Consider the following 13795-nt stretch of genomic DNA (forward strand, 5'->3'; position numbering starts at 1 on the left):
TTACGCCGTCCGTGGCGGCAACTGGCCTTCGTAAGCCGCCCAGGCGACATCGGACTCGGCCAGCGTCACCTTCAGTCCAGTAAGCGCATGGCCATCGTCGCCCAACGCCCCTTCGCCGATGCGGGCGGCAAGCCGGTCGAAGACGGCCTTCGCCATGAACTCGGTGGTGGTGTTGGCGCCCTTGAGGGCGGGAAGGTCGTCAAGGTTGTGAAAATTGAACTCGCCCAGGACAGCGCTCAGCAGGTTTCCGGCGGCGGCGATATCGACGACCACGCCATCGAGGTTCAGGTCCGGACGCTGGAATGCGGCATCGACGACATAGGTGGCGCCGTGCAACCGCTGGGCCGGGCCGAAGGCCTCGCCCGAGAAGCTGTGCGCGATCATGAAGCGGTCGCGGACGATGACTGTGAACATGCTTTACGGTTCCTGAGCGTAGACAATGCGATGGCAGAGCGTGCCGCCGGGCTCGCGGGCGAGCCGCGCGATGGCGTTCGGCAGATCCTCGAAGCGGCTCTCCCCGGTGATGAGCGCATCGAAGCGCGCGTCTCGCAGCACTTCAAGCGCCAGTTCCAGTCGCCGGCGGTGGGTCCAGCGCGCGCGGCGCACCGGGCTGACGCTGCCGACCTGGGATGACGCCAGGGTCAGGCGCTTGGCGTGGAACTCGCGGCCCAGCGGCAGGGGGACATCCCGCGTACCGTACCAGGAAAGCTCCAGCACCGTGGCCTCGAACCCGGCCAGCGCCAGGGCGTCGCGCAGGCCGTCGGCGTGCCCGCTGGTGTGGATAACCAGATCCGCTTCGCCTTCGGCCTTGTCCGGGCTCGCGAAGGGAATGCCAAGCGCATTGGCCGCCCCCGCTTTCTCGGGATTCACATCGATCAACTGCACCCTTGTGGCGGGGATCGCGGCGGCGAGGCCGGCGACAAGGCAGCCCACGGTGCCGGCGCCCACCACGGCGATGCGGTCCCCCACACGTGGCCCTGCATCCCAAAGCGCGTTCACCGCCGTCTCCGCGTTCGCGGCCAGAACCGCACGCTCGGCGGGCACGCCGTCGGGGAGGGGGACAACAGCCTCTGCAGGGACATTGTATGCCGTCTGATGCGGATAGAGGCAGAACACCGCCTGTCCGCGCAGGGCAGGGGTGCCGTCTTCCACGACGCCGACGCTGGCATAGCCGTACTTCACCGGTCCGGGAAAGCCGCCCTCCTGGAAGGGCGCTCGCATGCGATTCCACTCGCTTTCCGGCACCTCGCCATGGAAGACAAGGCTTTCGGTGCCCCGGCTGATGCCGGAATAGAGTGTGCGAACCCGCACTTCGCCGGGCTGCGGCGGCGGCAACTGGCTTTCGCGGATTTCGGCGTGTCCGGGTTCCGTGACCCAGAACGCGCGGGCGTTCGGCGCGGTCATTGCGACTCCTGCGAATGATGTTGCTGAAGGTAGCGAAGCACAGGCGCCGCGGCGAGGGGTTGTCGAGGGCCTATTTCGCGCGATCTAATGCGGCGCGGCACAACCCATGCAAAATCCACAGGGAGCTTACGTCATGCCGTCATTCCGCCTTGCGCCGCTGGCCGCGGCCGCCCTTATCGCCATTGGCGTTTCCGCATCGCCGGCGAAGGCCGAGCCACGCGAATTCACACTCGACCCGGAGCACATCTCCATCGGCTTCCTGGTCCATCACCTGGGACTGGCGGATGTCCTGGGTATGTTCCGCGAGGCCAGCGGCTCATTCGTCTATGACGAGGAGGCGAACACCGTCTCCGACGTCGAGATAACGATCCAGACGGCGAGCGTGTTCACCAACCACGAGCGGCGCGACGAGCACCTGCGCGGTCCGGATTTCCTGAATGTGAAGGAATACCCGACGATGACCTTCACCGCCGACGAGGCCGTCAAGACTGGGGAGAGCAAGGCGAAACTGAAGGGCGAGCTTACCATGCTGGGCGTCACCAAACCCCTGACGCTGGACGTCACGTACAAGGGCGGCACCTTTTATCCCTTCGGCGACGGCCACTATGCGGTCGGCATCTCCGCGCGCGGCACGGTGAAGCGCACCGATTACGGCATGACCTACGCCGCCGCCAACGGCTGGGTCGGCGACGAGATCCACTTGATCATCGAGTTCGAGGCGAAGCGCCAGGAAGAGGAATAGCACGAAAAATCCGTCCGCCCCCGAGTTTCGTAAACGGGGTGATGACACAAACAAAATTCCACCTCGGCGGGGCCTTTGCAACCGGCTCCGCCGCCAAACCAGTCGCGACGATCGGAATGACTGCCGCGCTCCGTTTCCTTCTTGGCGATCAGTTGTCGCGAAATATACCGACACTTTGCGGTCTCGATCCGAAGTCCGATGTCGTGCTGATGGTCGAGGTGATGGAAGAGGCGACCTACGTCCGCCATCACCCGAAGAAGATCGCGTTTGTTTTCTCCGCCATGCGTCACTTTGCCGAGGAACTTCGCGCGGAGGGCATCACGGTCGATTACGTCACGCTTGATGATTCCGACAATATAGGTTCATTCACCGATGAACTGGAACGTGCGGTGTCGCGGCACAAGCCCGAGCGCATCGTGGTGACGGAGCCCGGGGAATGGCGCGTCCGCCGCATGATGGACGGCTGGCGTGAAGCGATGGGCGTGCCGGTGAAAATCCTGGACGACGACCGGTTTCTCTGCCGGCCGGCGACCTTTACCCGTTGGGCCAATGGCCGGAAGACGCTGCGCATGGAGCATTTCTATCGCGAGATGCGCCGATGCACGGGCTTCCTGATGGAACCCGACGGCACGCCCGCGGGCGGCAAGTGGAACTACGACACCGAGAACCGCAATGCGCTGCCGGAAGACCTGTCCGTGCCGTCCCACCTGGGATTCGCGCCGGATGCGACGACACAGCAGGTACTCCATTTGGTTGCCGAGCGTTTCGGCCATCATTTCGGCGACCTCGACGGTTTCGACTTGGCTGTGACGGCGGCGGACGCCTGGGCCGCCTTCGAGCATTTCGTCACTCACGCGCTGCCAAGCTTCGGCGACTATCAGGACGCGATGCGCCTTGGCGAGCCGGTACTCTATCATGCGCGCATCGGAGCCTACCTCAACGCGGGCCTCCTGGACCCGGAGGCGGTCTGCGGCCGGGTGGAGCAAGCTTGGCGCGACGGCGACGCCCCGTTGAACGCGGTCGAAGGGTTCATACGGCAGATACTGGGCTGGCGTGAGTTCATCCGAGGGATCTATTGGCTGAAGATGCCCGACTACGCCGCAACCAATGCTCTGAGCGCGACGCGCCCGCTGCCCGAGTTTTATTGGACGGGCGAGACGGACATGGCCTGCCTGCGGGACTGCGTCAGCCAGACCCGCAAGCAAGCATACGCACATCATATCCAGCGCCTGATGGTGACGGGCAACTTCGCGCTGCTGGCCGGTGTCGACCCGGTCGCCGTGAATTACTGGTATCTGGCCGTTTACGCCGACGCCTACGAGTGGGTCGAACTGCCGAATGTCCAGGGCATGGCGTTGTTCGCCGACGGCGGCGTGCTGGCCTCGAAGCCCTATGCGGCAAGCGGGAAGTATATCGACCGCATGTCGAACTACTGCGGGAATTGCCGCTACGATGTGCGCAAACAGACGGAGGCGGAGGCCTGTCCGTTCAACGCGTTATACTGGCACTTCATCGCCAAGAACCGCGAGGCCTTGGCCGGCAACCCGCGCATGGCGATGCCGCTGCGCAGCCTGGACCGGATGAGCCCGGAGAAGGTTGCCAGCCTCCGGTCCAGGGCACGGAATTTCCTCGATAGCCTCAAGTACACGGAGCCTGGCGCATGGTAAGGCCGACACCGAACGATGGCTGCGTCTGGATCACAGGGGCCAGCAGCGGTATCGGCCGGGCGCTGGCCGAACGTATGGCGCGGGCCGGCTGGACTGTCGCGATCTCCGCCCGGCGCGGGGAGGAACTGGAGGCTATCGCGCGCAACCACGGGGGCCGCATGCACTCCTATCCGCTCGACGTCACGGATCGCGAAGCCGTTCGCGAGACCGTTGGCCGGATCGAAGCGGAGCAGGGTGGCATCGCGCTTGCGGTGCTCAACGCCGGAACGCATCAGCCCATGCGGGCCAAGGACTTCAGCGCCGAAACCGTGCGGAAGTTGATCGATCTGAACGTCCTGAGCGTCGCCGAGTGTCTGGAGGCGCTACTGCCCGGCATGCGGCAGCGAGGGCGGGGGCGGATTGCCGTCGTAGCCTCGGTCGCCGGCTATCGCGGCCTGCCGAGCGCGTCAGCCTATGGCGCCAGCAAGGCTGCGCTCATCAACATGGCGGAATCCCTGCGGCCCGAGCTGGAAGAGGAAGGTATCGTCCTGCAGCTCGTCAATCCCGGCTTCGTCCGCACACCTTTGACGGATCGGAACCGCTTCCGGATGCCGATGCTGATGGATGTGAATGATGCCGCCGAGGCGCTTTACAAGGGCCTGCGCTCCGGGCGCTTCGAGATCGTCTTCCCGCGCCTTTTCTGTTGGTTCATGAAGCTTTTCCGGGCCATGCCATACGTTTTTGCACTGCCGCTGATGCGCCGGATGATCCCGCGCGGCAAGGTATGACCATCGAGCCGAATATCCGCGCCTATGCCGCATTCTTCGAGGCGCTGACGCCGGAGACACTTGTTGGATTGTCCCGGCTTTGCGCGCGGGATGTCCACTTCAGGGACCCCTTCAACGACGTGACGGGAGTCGAGCGCTTTCAGGCCGTGCTGGAACGAATGTTCCATGATGTGCGCGACCCGCGCTTCACGGTGGACGACTGGGCGATCAGCGGGCGGACGGCCTATCTGCGCTGGACTTTCACGTGCCGTCCGCCGCGCGGCCGGGAACCCTGGACCATCGTGGGCATGAGCGAAGTCCGTTTCGACGAGACGGGCCGAGTCACGGCGCACATCGACCATTGGGACGCGGCTTCGCAGGTCTACGAGCGAATCCCGGTATTGGGCCGCGTGATGCGCGCCGTGCGTCGCCGGTTGGCGGTTTAGACGGCTATTCGGCGGCGGCCACTTGGAATTCCGGGTTCATCCACCCGAGGTCGTCGTCCCGCTCGATTGCCTTTCGAAAAAAGATCGTTGCGGTCCCCAGCACGAGGCCCCACTTCCGCACCGTGGCCCGGTTGATGACCACATCGCGACCTTGCCGGAACATCCAGTCGTCGAAGTCGAGCGTCCAATCCTTGCCGCCGATCTTCACGCGCATGCGGTAGGAGAGCCTGAGAGCGTTGCCGAAGGCCGCCCCGAAGGCGGTTCCGACGATATCGTCGGCACAACCACTGTAGTGGTGCTCGTCCAGCTTCTCGATCGTCCAGACCCGCCGTTCCTGTTCGCCGCCGTGGTAGGTGAAATCCTCCCTGAGCGTCAGCGTGCGGCTGCGGGCATTCCATTCGCCGTCGATGTTGACCGCGAACTGCTGACGCAGGCGCCCGAAGCGGTCCTGGAAGATGCCCCAGGCCCGGCTTTGTCCGGCGAAGAAGTCCTCCAAAGCCATTGGCGGGCTCGTGCCCGCGAAATCTTCCACTCTCATTCACCCGTATCCCGTTGGGGTTGGGTGCCCGTCGTCGTCGAGTGACGCGAAAAGGCGATCTGGTAGAGATCGATACGCCCTTCGCGAAAGCCGGTTTCGCAATACGCAAGGTAGTACCGCCACATCCGCCGGAACCGCTCATCGAATCCCATTTTGGCGATTCCCGGCCACGCCCGCTCGAAAGCCTGTTGCCAGCGGTGCAGCGTCTCCGCGTAATCCAGGCCGTAGGCGGCCGCGCCCTCCATCCGCAGTCCCGCCGCGCCGGCGTGATCGTGAAGCGCGGTCGGGCATGGCAGCATGCCGCCGGGGAAGATATAGCGCTGAATAAAATCCGTGTTGCGGCGGTAGCTCGGGAACACCTCGTCGGCAATCGTAATCGCCTGTAACGCCACGCGCCCGCCCGGCTTCAGCAGGTCGTGCAGGCGCTGGAAGAATGTCGGCCACCACGCTTCGCCAACCGCCTCAACCATCTCGATGGAGACGATGCGGTCATAACGGCCCTCCAGGTTACGGTAGTCGCGAAGCGCGACTTCGGTCCGGCCGTCCAGTCCCGCGTCGGCCAGACGACGGCGCGCGTAGTCGTGCTGGGCTTCGGATATGGTGACGCCGGTCACCCGGCAGCCGATCTCCCGCGCCGCGAACTCGGCGAAACCGCCCCAGCCACAGCCGATCTCAAGGACGTGGTGTTCCGGGCGAATGTCGGCGATACCGGCCATCCGGCGATATTTCTCCTCCTGCGCCCGCGCAAGGTCCTGGCCGGGATGCGCGAAAACGGCCGCCGAATAGGTCATCGTCGGATCGAGCCAAGCTTGGTAGAAATCGTTGCCCAGATCGTAGTGGGCGGCAATGTTGCGCCGCGCCCCGCGCCTTGTGTTCGGGCGTAGCAGGTGGAATAGCCGCGCACAGGCGCGGCTGACGAATTTGCCGCGAAGGACGCCTGCGAGGGTTGTTTGGTTCTGTGCGGCGAGGGCGAGCAGGGCGGTAATGTCCTCGCTGTCGGAGTCACCGTCCATATAGGCTTCGGCGAAGCCCAGCGCGCCGCCGGTGAGAAGGCGCCGCAGCATGCGCATGCGGTGCACGGACAGTTCCGCGTGGGGGCCGGGGGCGGAACCAATAACGGTGTGCTGCTCTCCGTCGGGCAGGATCAGCGTCAAGCGGCCGGCCCGGATGCGGCGGACCAGCGTCAGCAGCAGCCGGGTGCCCGCGCGGTCCTTTCGGCACGGGCGCGCGTCCGTGAATTCGCTGCCACCAGTGGTTGTCATGGACTCACCTCCTAGGGGCACTTGGAGTGTGTAACGGTTTCGGCGGGTGGGGCCGGGCGGCGGTGGAAGCGCGCACCCTTTCGCCAAAGGTGCAGGGCTTGCCAATGTATCGCCGCGATCACCTTGAAGGTCATCGCCGGGTGCGTCGCCAGCGCCCGCAGAAGGCTCCGATCGCTCAAGGCACGACGCCGGCCGGTCTGTGTGGCGACGAGCGTTTCGCCGGCGGCGGTTTCCTCCCGGATCGAAACTGACAGTCGTTCGCCCGGCGGCAGCAATCGGAAGCGATAGCGTGCCTCCATCGTGATGAAGGGCGAGACATAGAAGGCCTTGTCACAGCTCTGACGGATCGGCGTGTTGTGGTCGTGTCCCGCTTCGACCGGAAGCAGGTAGCAATGCTGCTCGCCAAAGGTGTTGCGCACCTCGTAAAGGACGGCCCGGAGGCCGCCGTCCCGGTGATGACAGAACCACATGGTGAGTGGGTTGAACACGTAGCCCCACATGCGCGGAAAGCACAGAAGCCGCACGGCCCCGCCCTGAAGGTCGATGCCGGCCTCGACCAGGCGTGCATCTATCCATGTCCGCAGTGAACTGCCGTCGCGTGGGCCATGGTCGCGCTCGTGGAACGAAAATACGTTGGCCCGGTTGACGGAGAACAGGCGCAATCGCTTGTCCAGCTCCGCCAGCTCGTCAAGGTCGATGAAGAGCGACACAACGCCGTAGCTGAAGCGGTGGCGGAATGGCTGCAGCCGCCTGTGCATCACGTTGCCGATGTAAAGCGCGCTTTGCATCGTGGGTTGTCTACTCCGCCGCCATTGCGGTTGTTTCGGGCAGGGGGGCCGCGGTCAGCGCGGCCGGGCTAGCCGGTACAACCGTGTCCCGCCACGGAACAGGTGCGTCCAGGGCTTCCGCGACCGCAAGACCGGCCTCCAGCGCATCCTCATGGAATCCGTACCCACAATAGCTGCCGCAGAACCACGTCCGGCGCGCGCCCTGAACCTCCGGCAGCCGGGCCTGCGCGGCCACGGCGCGGCTGTCGAACATCGGATGATCGTAGGCGAACTCGGCGTGGACCAGGGAGGGGTCCGGGTCTCGCAGCGGGTTCAGGGACAGGAATATATCCGGTGCCTTGATGTTCTGCAGTCGGTTCATCCAGTAGGTGACCGAGACGTTGCTTTCCATGCCGCCGTGAGGGTTTGACAGGTAGTTCCAGCTTGACCACACCGCCCGGCGCCGCGGCATCAGTGCCGGGTCGCGGTGCAGGATGGCGCGGTTGCGGGAATAGGCGAACGTGCCCAGGATTTCGCGTTCCGCCACGTCGGCGTCGGCGCCCAGGATTTGCAGCGCCTGATCCCCGTGCGAGGCAAGCACGACATGGTCGAAGCGCTCCATCTCGCCCTGCGCGGTGGTGATCCAGACTCCGGCCGCATCGCGCCGCGCGGACACCACCGGCGTGGATAGGCGCAAACGATGCCGGAAGCTTTGCGTCAGACGACGCACGTAGGCCCGGCTGCCGCCTGTGACGGTACGCCATTGCGGCCGGCCCTTCACCAGCATCAGGCCGTGGTTGTATAGGAACTTCACGAAGCTCTTGGCCGGGAAGTCGAGCATACGTCCCGCCGGACAGGACCAGATGGCCGCCGCCATGGGAAGCAAGTGGTCGGCGACGAAGGCTCGGCCGTAATCATGCCTTCGCAGGTAGTCACCAAGGCTACCGTCGAAGGTATCATTGCCCTCAAGAAGCGATGGCGCCTCGCGGTAGAAGCGCAAGAGATCGCGGATCATTTCCCAGTGCGACAGTCGGAGCGCGTTGGCCGGCTGCGCGAACAGCCCGGGGAGGCTGCCTGCGTACTCTCTCCGGCCGTCTTGCAGCGACACGGCGAATGACATGTCGCTCGGCTCCGTCATCACGCCAAGCGCCCGGAAAAGCTGCTTCAAGTGCGGATAGTTGCGGTCGTTGTAAACTATGAAGCCGGTATCGACAGAGATTTGCCGCCCCTCCACCTCGATGTCGACAGTGTTGGCATGACCGCCGGGCCGGCTATCGGCCTCGAATACTTTTATGTCGTGGCGCTGGTTCAGGGCCCAGGCTGCACCCATGCCGGCAATGCCGGTCCCGACGATCGCAATCCGCATTCGGTTTACTCACACTCCTGCTGGCGACATTCGTGGAACGCTATTCCTACGAACAATGCGGCCTTTTGGATCAAACGCTAATGTAGGCACCCTGTTCCGGCGCAATCCGATATTGCCTAAGATTCGTGGATGATCCGAAGCGGAGCCCCCGGCGTAAAAGAAACCAGGGAGGTACGCGATGAGCGATCGCCGTATGGTTTCGACGCCTTACGATTGTGTTGTGGCTCATGCGTCGCACGCCTTAAATAGCGGGATGGGTGAATGTACCGACCTCACGGCGGAAGACTCCTCGAACCTGATCGAGGAAATCGCGACTAGCGGGAACCGGCAAGCGTTCGCGTTGCTGTTCCGCCACTTCGCGCCGCGCCTCAAAGCGTATCTCCGCAGGTTGGGCGCTGGCGACACACTTGCCGAGGAGCTGGCGCAGGAGGTGATGTTGACGGTCTGGCGCCGCGCCGCGCAGTTCGACCGACGGCAGGCCGGGGCGAGCACCTGGATTTTCACAATAGCGCGGAACAAGCGCATCGATGCGATCCGCCGCGATAGGTGGCCGGACATCGATCCCGAGGACCCGGCGCTGATACCGGAACCGCTCCAGGCAGCCGACAAGACTGTCGAGGCAGGGCAGCGCGAAGCGCTTTTGCGCAAAGCCGTGACGACATTGCCGGTGGAGCAATCCACACTGCTCCGTCTGTCGTACTTCGAGGATAAGTCGCACAGTGCAATCGCCGAGGAGCTTAACCTGCCCTTGGGAACCGTGAAGTCACGTTTGCGGCTGGCGCTGGCCCGCCTGCGAACGATGCTGGAGGACGTGCAGTGATGGTGCAGCACCCCGCACCTGACGAATTGCTGTTGGATTACGCGACCGGCAACCTCGCGGAGCCGGTTGCGCTGCTTGTGGCCTCGCATCTCACCCTGGCGCCGGAGAGCCGCCGGGAGGTGCGTGATCTGGAAGCGATCGGCGGTGCGTTGCTGGAGGAGATGGAGCCGGCCAGCATGTCGGAAGATGCGCTGGACAGCGTCCTCGCGCGCCTGGGTGAGCATGTACCGGAATCGTTTGAAGCGGGTGAGCCGGGTGTGCCAGCGGGGCCGCCGAGCGGAGACGCGGCGAAGATTCCCGCGCCCTTGCGCGCGCTCGTCGGGTCCGATCTATCGTCCCTGCCATGGAGAGAGCGCGGCGGAAGCGTTGCGGAGTGCGATATCCTGCGCGACGCGCCCGGCTATCGCACCCGGCTGCTGTGGATCAAGGCCGGAGCGAAGGTGCCCACACACACCCACGGTGGGCGCGAATACACGCTGGTCCTTCAGGGCAGCTTCTCTGACGAGTCCGGGCGCTTCGGCCGGGGCGACGTTGAGGTTGCCGACGCCGAGGTCACGCACAGGCCGGTGGCCGGCAGCGAGTGCGATTGCATCTGTCTTGCTGTGACGGATGCGCCGCTGCGGATGACCGGCCCGATTGGCCGGCTTCTCAACTACTTCATCGATATGTGAGTGATCCGAAACCGGGCTTCGCGCGTATTTATGGGTAGGAACGATACGCGCAACGCAGGATGCCCGTCATGGCCGCCACCCACGCCTTCGACAGCCAGACTGCCTTTAACCGCTATGTGCGCGATGCCATGCGCGCGCCATTGCTCTCCCGCGAACGGGAATGCGAACTCACGCACCGATGGCATGAGGAGCGCGATGAAGCGGCATTGAGCGAACTTGTTGCCTCCCACGCGCGCCTCGTCGTCAGCCAGGCCACTGCGTATCGCGGTTACGGGTTGCCGATGCAGGATCTCCTTCAGGAAGGAAACGTCGGTCTGTTGCAGGCGGCGGCGCGCTTCGACCCGACGCGGGAGGTGCGTTTTTCAACGTATGCGGTCTGGTGGATCAGGGCGGCCATCCAGGACTTCGTGCTGCGTAACTGGTCCATGGTACGGCTCGGCTCCACGACGCAGGAAAAGGCGCTGTTCTTCAACCTGCGTCGGCTGCGCGCCAAGATCGCCGGCTCCGATGCGGGGAAGAGCGATAGCGAGGCACGCTTGCAAATCGCGGAAGAGCTGAAGGTGCAATTGGGACAGGTGGAGCGTATGGAAGCCAGGCTATCGGGACCCGATCAGTCGGCCAATGCACCACTTGGCGAGGACGGCGCATCGGAATGGCAAGATCTGTTGGTCGACGACGCCCCGTCGCCCGAGGACAGCGTTCAGCGCAGCCGTGACAACGCCCTGCGTGCCCGCTGGCTCAAAACGGCTCTCACCACGCTGCCGGCGCGCGAGCAGCATATCATCCGCGAGCGGCACCTGAAGGAGGAGGGAACCACCCTGGCCGAGCTTGGCGAGGAGTTGGGCATCAGCAAGGAGCGCGTGCGGCAGATCGAGCATCGCGCGTTGGAACACTTGAAGCGGCGCGTGCTGGACAGCGCGGCGTTGTCGCCGAACGGGAACCACATCGACGCGTCGCGCTAGACCGCAGCCGCATGTGCGATTGAGGTGGATCAAAGAGAATTGGCCGCCGCCGTGCTGTATCGGTCGACATGAAAGTCGATCTCGTCACCAAGTACGACGGCCGCGTGCCTCGTTACACGAGCTATCCAACGGCGCCGCATTTCCATAATGGCGTCGGGCCCGACGCATATCGGGGTTGGCTGGCGGAACTGCCGCGCCCGGCCGATCTATCGCTGTACATTCACGTGCCGTTCTGCGACACGCTCTGCTGGTTCTGTGGTTGCCACACCACCGTCGTGAACAAGCCCGGGCCAGTCGCGGGCTACCTGGACGTGCTTCTGGACGAAATCGACCTTGTTGCCGATGTCTGGAACGCGCCTCGCAGGCTGGGCCACATCCATTTGGGTGGCGGTAGTCCCACCATCCTGTCCGCCTCGCAGGTCTCCCGCCTTTTCGGTCGGCTTGGCGCGCGGTTCCATCTGATCCCCGACGCGGAAATAGCTGTCGAGGTGGACCCGCGCGGCCTTGGCGATGACGTCGTCGCCGCATATGCCGATGCGGGGCTGACGCGCGCCAGCATCGGCGTGCAGGACCTGGACCCGCGCGTGCAGCGGGCCGTCAACCGCGTCCAACCGTTCGATGTTACGCGGAGCGCCGTTGAACGGCTGCGGGCGCACGGGATTCGCGGACTCAACATCGATCTGATGTATGGACTGCCGCATCAGACGGTGGATGGCACACGCGAGACGGTATCCCGCATCCTGGAACTGAGCCCGGATCGCATCGCGCTGTTCGGCTATGCGCATGTTCCCTGGATGAAGCGGCACCAGAAGCTGATCCCCGAGAGCGCGCTTCCCGATGCTGCCGAGCGTCTGGCGCAGTTCGACGCGGCCGCCGCGCAAATGGTGGACGCCGGCTATATCCGCATCGGCCTCGACCATTTCGCAAGGCCCGGGGACTCCATGGCGGTAGCGTTGAGGGAGCGGCGGCTGCATCGCAACTTCCAGGGGTACACGGTGGACAACTCGCCGGCGCTCCTTGGTCTCGGCGCCTCGGCTATCGGGCGTTTGCCGCAGGGCTACGTGCAGAATCACACGGCTGTCCGCGATTACGCTGCCGCGATCCGCGAAGGGCGGCTAGCCACGGCGCGTGGCGCGGCCTTTGATGAGGAGGACAGGCTTCGCGCCGATCTGATCGAACGCCTGATGTGCGAGATGACGGTCGATCTCGGCGAGGTGGCAAGCGAACACGGCTTCGATCTGGCCTGCCTCTATCCGGTGCTGGATCGCCTTCGCGAGATGCAGGCCGACGGAGTCCTGCGAATCGACGGATGCCGGATTACGGTACACGAAGAGGCGCGGCCGTTGCTGCGAGCCGTTGCCGCGGCGTTCGACAACTATCTGACGCGCGGCGAGGCGCGGCATGCCAAGGCCATCTAAAGCGCCCTGGCGCGCGACATATTGACGAATCCGCTGCAACCACGGTGCAGTGGTCGTGTTGGTTAGTTTCACGGGCATATGTTCCCTTGGCACCTGGGATTGCGTTGCGCCGCCGGAATGAAATGCGATTGCGGCTGACAATGCAGGTGGGCGCGGTCTTTCTCGGAATTTCGCCAACCCGGCACCGGGGCTGACTTCCAGGTTGGACCATAAACAATACCAGATAGGCGTGATTATTTCGAAAATGCAACAAACAACTGTGGCTCGGCGATATTATTTCGAATTCGAATTGATGAATGGGAGTCGCCTGATTTCCGCCACGATCAAGCGACGCACGCACTATAGGCGGCGCGAAAAGAAAATGCCGGGAGATGCGGCACCGAGGCTTTCGGCGTTCGTATCTCCCGGCATCAAGTTGGCACGTGGGCCAAGAAAGCGGTTGCGTGCCTTGATAGCGTTTACAGAACAGACAGGTTGTTTCCCCACACCTGTAAGTTACGTCAGGATGTCGATGTCATGTGCGGCTCTGACTGAGAGTCCGTGTCGTCCTCGCTCGCCGATTTACCGGCGCCGATGCCGTAACCATAGACGAGCCGCGAGGCCAGCCAGCCGCCGCCCGCAAGTCCGACCATACCGGCGGCCGAGCAGGCGATGGCGGCGACCGCCGCCGAAGGTTCCCCTGTGCCTTCGCGCATCAGAAGGCTGAGGAGGAACATAACGGCTGCCGCCGACATCGCGGACATATGCCATTCCGCGATGCGGGCGGCGGGATGTCCACGCTCGATCCGGGCGTATTCGATAAATCCGGTCACGACGGCGGGAACCGCCATGACGAGCCCTGCAACCAGGCACCAGAAGCTGATGCGCCACCAGAACGCGTCCCCAAGCGTTAGCGCGGTAGCATCCCATGCCAGCGACACCGTCCACAGTGCGACGGGAAAGTGCACGAACATCGGATGAAGCGGGTGGCGCATCGGTCCCGTCAC

General features: G+C 64.2%; 15 protein-coding genes. 8 read left to right on the plus strand and 7 right to left on the minus strand.

Features of this window, described 5'->3' with window-relative positions:
- A complete protein-coding gene (locus DRB17_RS12925) occupies window positions 1-414 on the minus strand; it encodes a 6-pyruvoyl trahydropterin synthase family protein (protein ID WP_114582634.1) in 414 nt (137 codons plus the stop codon).
- A gap of 3 nt (window positions 415-417) precedes the next feature.
- Window positions 418-1404 (minus strand): zinc-dependent alcohol dehydrogenase, encoded by a 987-nt coding sequence (locus DRB17_RS12930; protein ID WP_114582635.1) that lies wholly within the window; start codon window positions 1402-1404, stop codon window positions 418-420.
- A 133-nt stretch (window positions 1405-1537) separates the two neighbouring features.
- Between DRB17_RS12930 and DRB17_RS12935 the strand changes: the two genes are divergently transcribed.
- The 4 genes from DRB17_RS12935 to DRB17_RS12950 all read left to right on the plus strand — a co-directional run bounded on the left by DRB17_RS12935 (window position 1538) and on the right by DRB17_RS12950 (window position 5005).
- Window positions 1538-2146: a YceI family protein gene (locus tag DRB17_RS12935; RefSeq protein ID WP_114582636.1), complete on the plus strand. Its 609-nt coding sequence runs from the start codon at window positions 1538-1540 to the stop codon at window positions 2144-2146.
- Window positions 2147-2262: 116 nt separating this feature from the next.
- Window positions 2263-3813: a cryptochrome/photolyase family protein gene (locus tag DRB17_RS12940; RefSeq protein ID WP_114582637.1), complete on the plus strand. Its 1551-nt coding sequence runs from the start codon at window positions 2263-2265 to the stop codon at window positions 3811-3813.
- Entirely contained in the window at window positions 3807-4580 is a 774-nt protein-coding gene (locus DRB17_RS12945; protein WP_114582638.1) for an SDR family NAD(P)-dependent oxidoreductase, read from the plus strand. The genes DRB17_RS12940 and DRB17_RS12945 overlap by 7 nt, the downstream gene beginning before the upstream one ends.
- The gene (locus DRB17_RS12950; protein WP_114582639.1) at window positions 4577-5005 is read left to right on the plus strand and encodes a nuclear transport factor 2 family protein; all 429 of its coding nucleotides are present in this window, start codon (window positions 4577-4579) and stop codon (window positions 5003-5005) included. Before DRB17_RS12945 ends, DRB17_RS12950 begins: the two co-directional genes overlap by 4 nt.
- 4 nt (window positions 5006-5009) lie before the next feature.
- On the opposite strand, the gene DRB17_RS12955 is transcribed toward DRB17_RS12950, so the two are convergent.
- From DRB17_RS12955 to DRB17_RS12970, 4 genes are read right to left on the minus strand one after another with little or no spacing between them, the layout of a single operon-like run.
- On the minus strand, window positions 5010-5543 hold the full coding sequence (locus DRB17_RS12955) for a DUF3833 family protein (protein WP_114582640.1): 534 nt from the start codon (window positions 5541-5543) through the stop codon (window positions 5010-5012).
- Window positions 5540-6805, minus strand: coding sequence for an SAM-dependent methyltransferase (locus DRB17_RS12960; protein WP_114582641.1), 1266 nt, complete (start codon window positions 6803-6805; stop codon window positions 5540-5542). The genes DRB17_RS12955 and DRB17_RS12960 overlap by 4 nt, the downstream gene beginning before the upstream one ends.
- Before the next feature lie 11 nt (window positions 6806-6816).
- A complete protein-coding gene (locus DRB17_RS12965) occupies window positions 6817-7593 on the minus strand; it encodes a DUF1365 domain-containing protein (RefSeq protein ID WP_114582642.1) in 777 nt (258 codons plus the stop codon).
- Between the two features lie 10 nt (window positions 7594-7603).
- Window positions 7604-8938, minus strand: coding sequence for an NAD(P)/FAD-dependent oxidoreductase (locus tag DRB17_RS12970; protein ID WP_114582643.1), 1335 nt, complete (start codon window positions 8936-8938; stop codon window positions 7604-7606).
- Window positions 8939-9116: 178 nt separating this feature from the next.
- Here DRB17_RS12970 and DRB17_RS12975 point away from each other — a divergent pair, with 178 nt between their 5' ends.
- The 4 genes from DRB17_RS12975 (at window position 9117) to hemN (ending at window position 12809) form a co-directional block, all read left to right on the plus strand.
- On the plus strand, window positions 9117-9758 hold the full coding sequence (locus DRB17_RS12975; protein WP_241503834.1) for a sigma-70 family RNA polymerase sigma factor: 642 nt from the start codon (window positions 9117-9119) through the stop codon (window positions 9756-9758).
- Complete coding sequence (locus DRB17_RS12980) at window positions 9758-10429, plus strand: ChrR family anti-sigma-E factor (RefSeq protein WP_114582645.1); 672 nt, start codon at window positions 9758-9760, stop codon at window positions 10427-10429. The genes DRB17_RS12975 and DRB17_RS12980 overlap by 1 nt, the downstream gene beginning before the upstream one ends.
- A 68-nt stretch (window positions 10430-10497) precedes the next feature.
- Window positions 10498-11391: an RNA polymerase factor sigma-32 gene (locus DRB17_RS12985; RefSeq protein WP_114582719.1), complete on the plus strand. Its 894-nt coding sequence runs from the start codon at window positions 10498-10500 to the stop codon at window positions 11389-11391.
- A gap of 68 nt (window positions 11392-11459) precedes the next feature.
- Complete coding sequence (gene hemN / locus DRB17_RS12990; RefSeq protein WP_114582646.1) at window positions 11460-12809, plus strand: oxygen-independent coproporphyrinogen III oxidase; 1350 nt, start codon at window positions 11460-11462, stop codon at window positions 12807-12809.
- A 500-nt stretch (window positions 12810-13309) separates the two neighbouring features.
- Here hemN and DRB17_RS12995 read toward each other — a convergent pair whose 3' ends face one another.
- Window positions 13310-13783: a DUF2231 domain-containing protein gene (locus tag DRB17_RS12995; RefSeq protein ID WP_114582647.1), complete on the minus strand. Its 474-nt coding sequence runs from the start codon at window positions 13781-13783 to the stop codon at window positions 13310-13312.
- Between the last annotated feature and the right edge of the window lie 12 nt (window positions 13784-13795).

It is taken from the genome of Ferruginivarius sediminum, from assembly GCF_003344765.1.
In the GTDB taxonomy this organism is placed as follows: Bacteria; Pseudomonadota; Alphaproteobacteria; order Kiloniellales; family Rhodovibrionaceae; genus Ferruginivarius; species Ferruginivarius sediminum.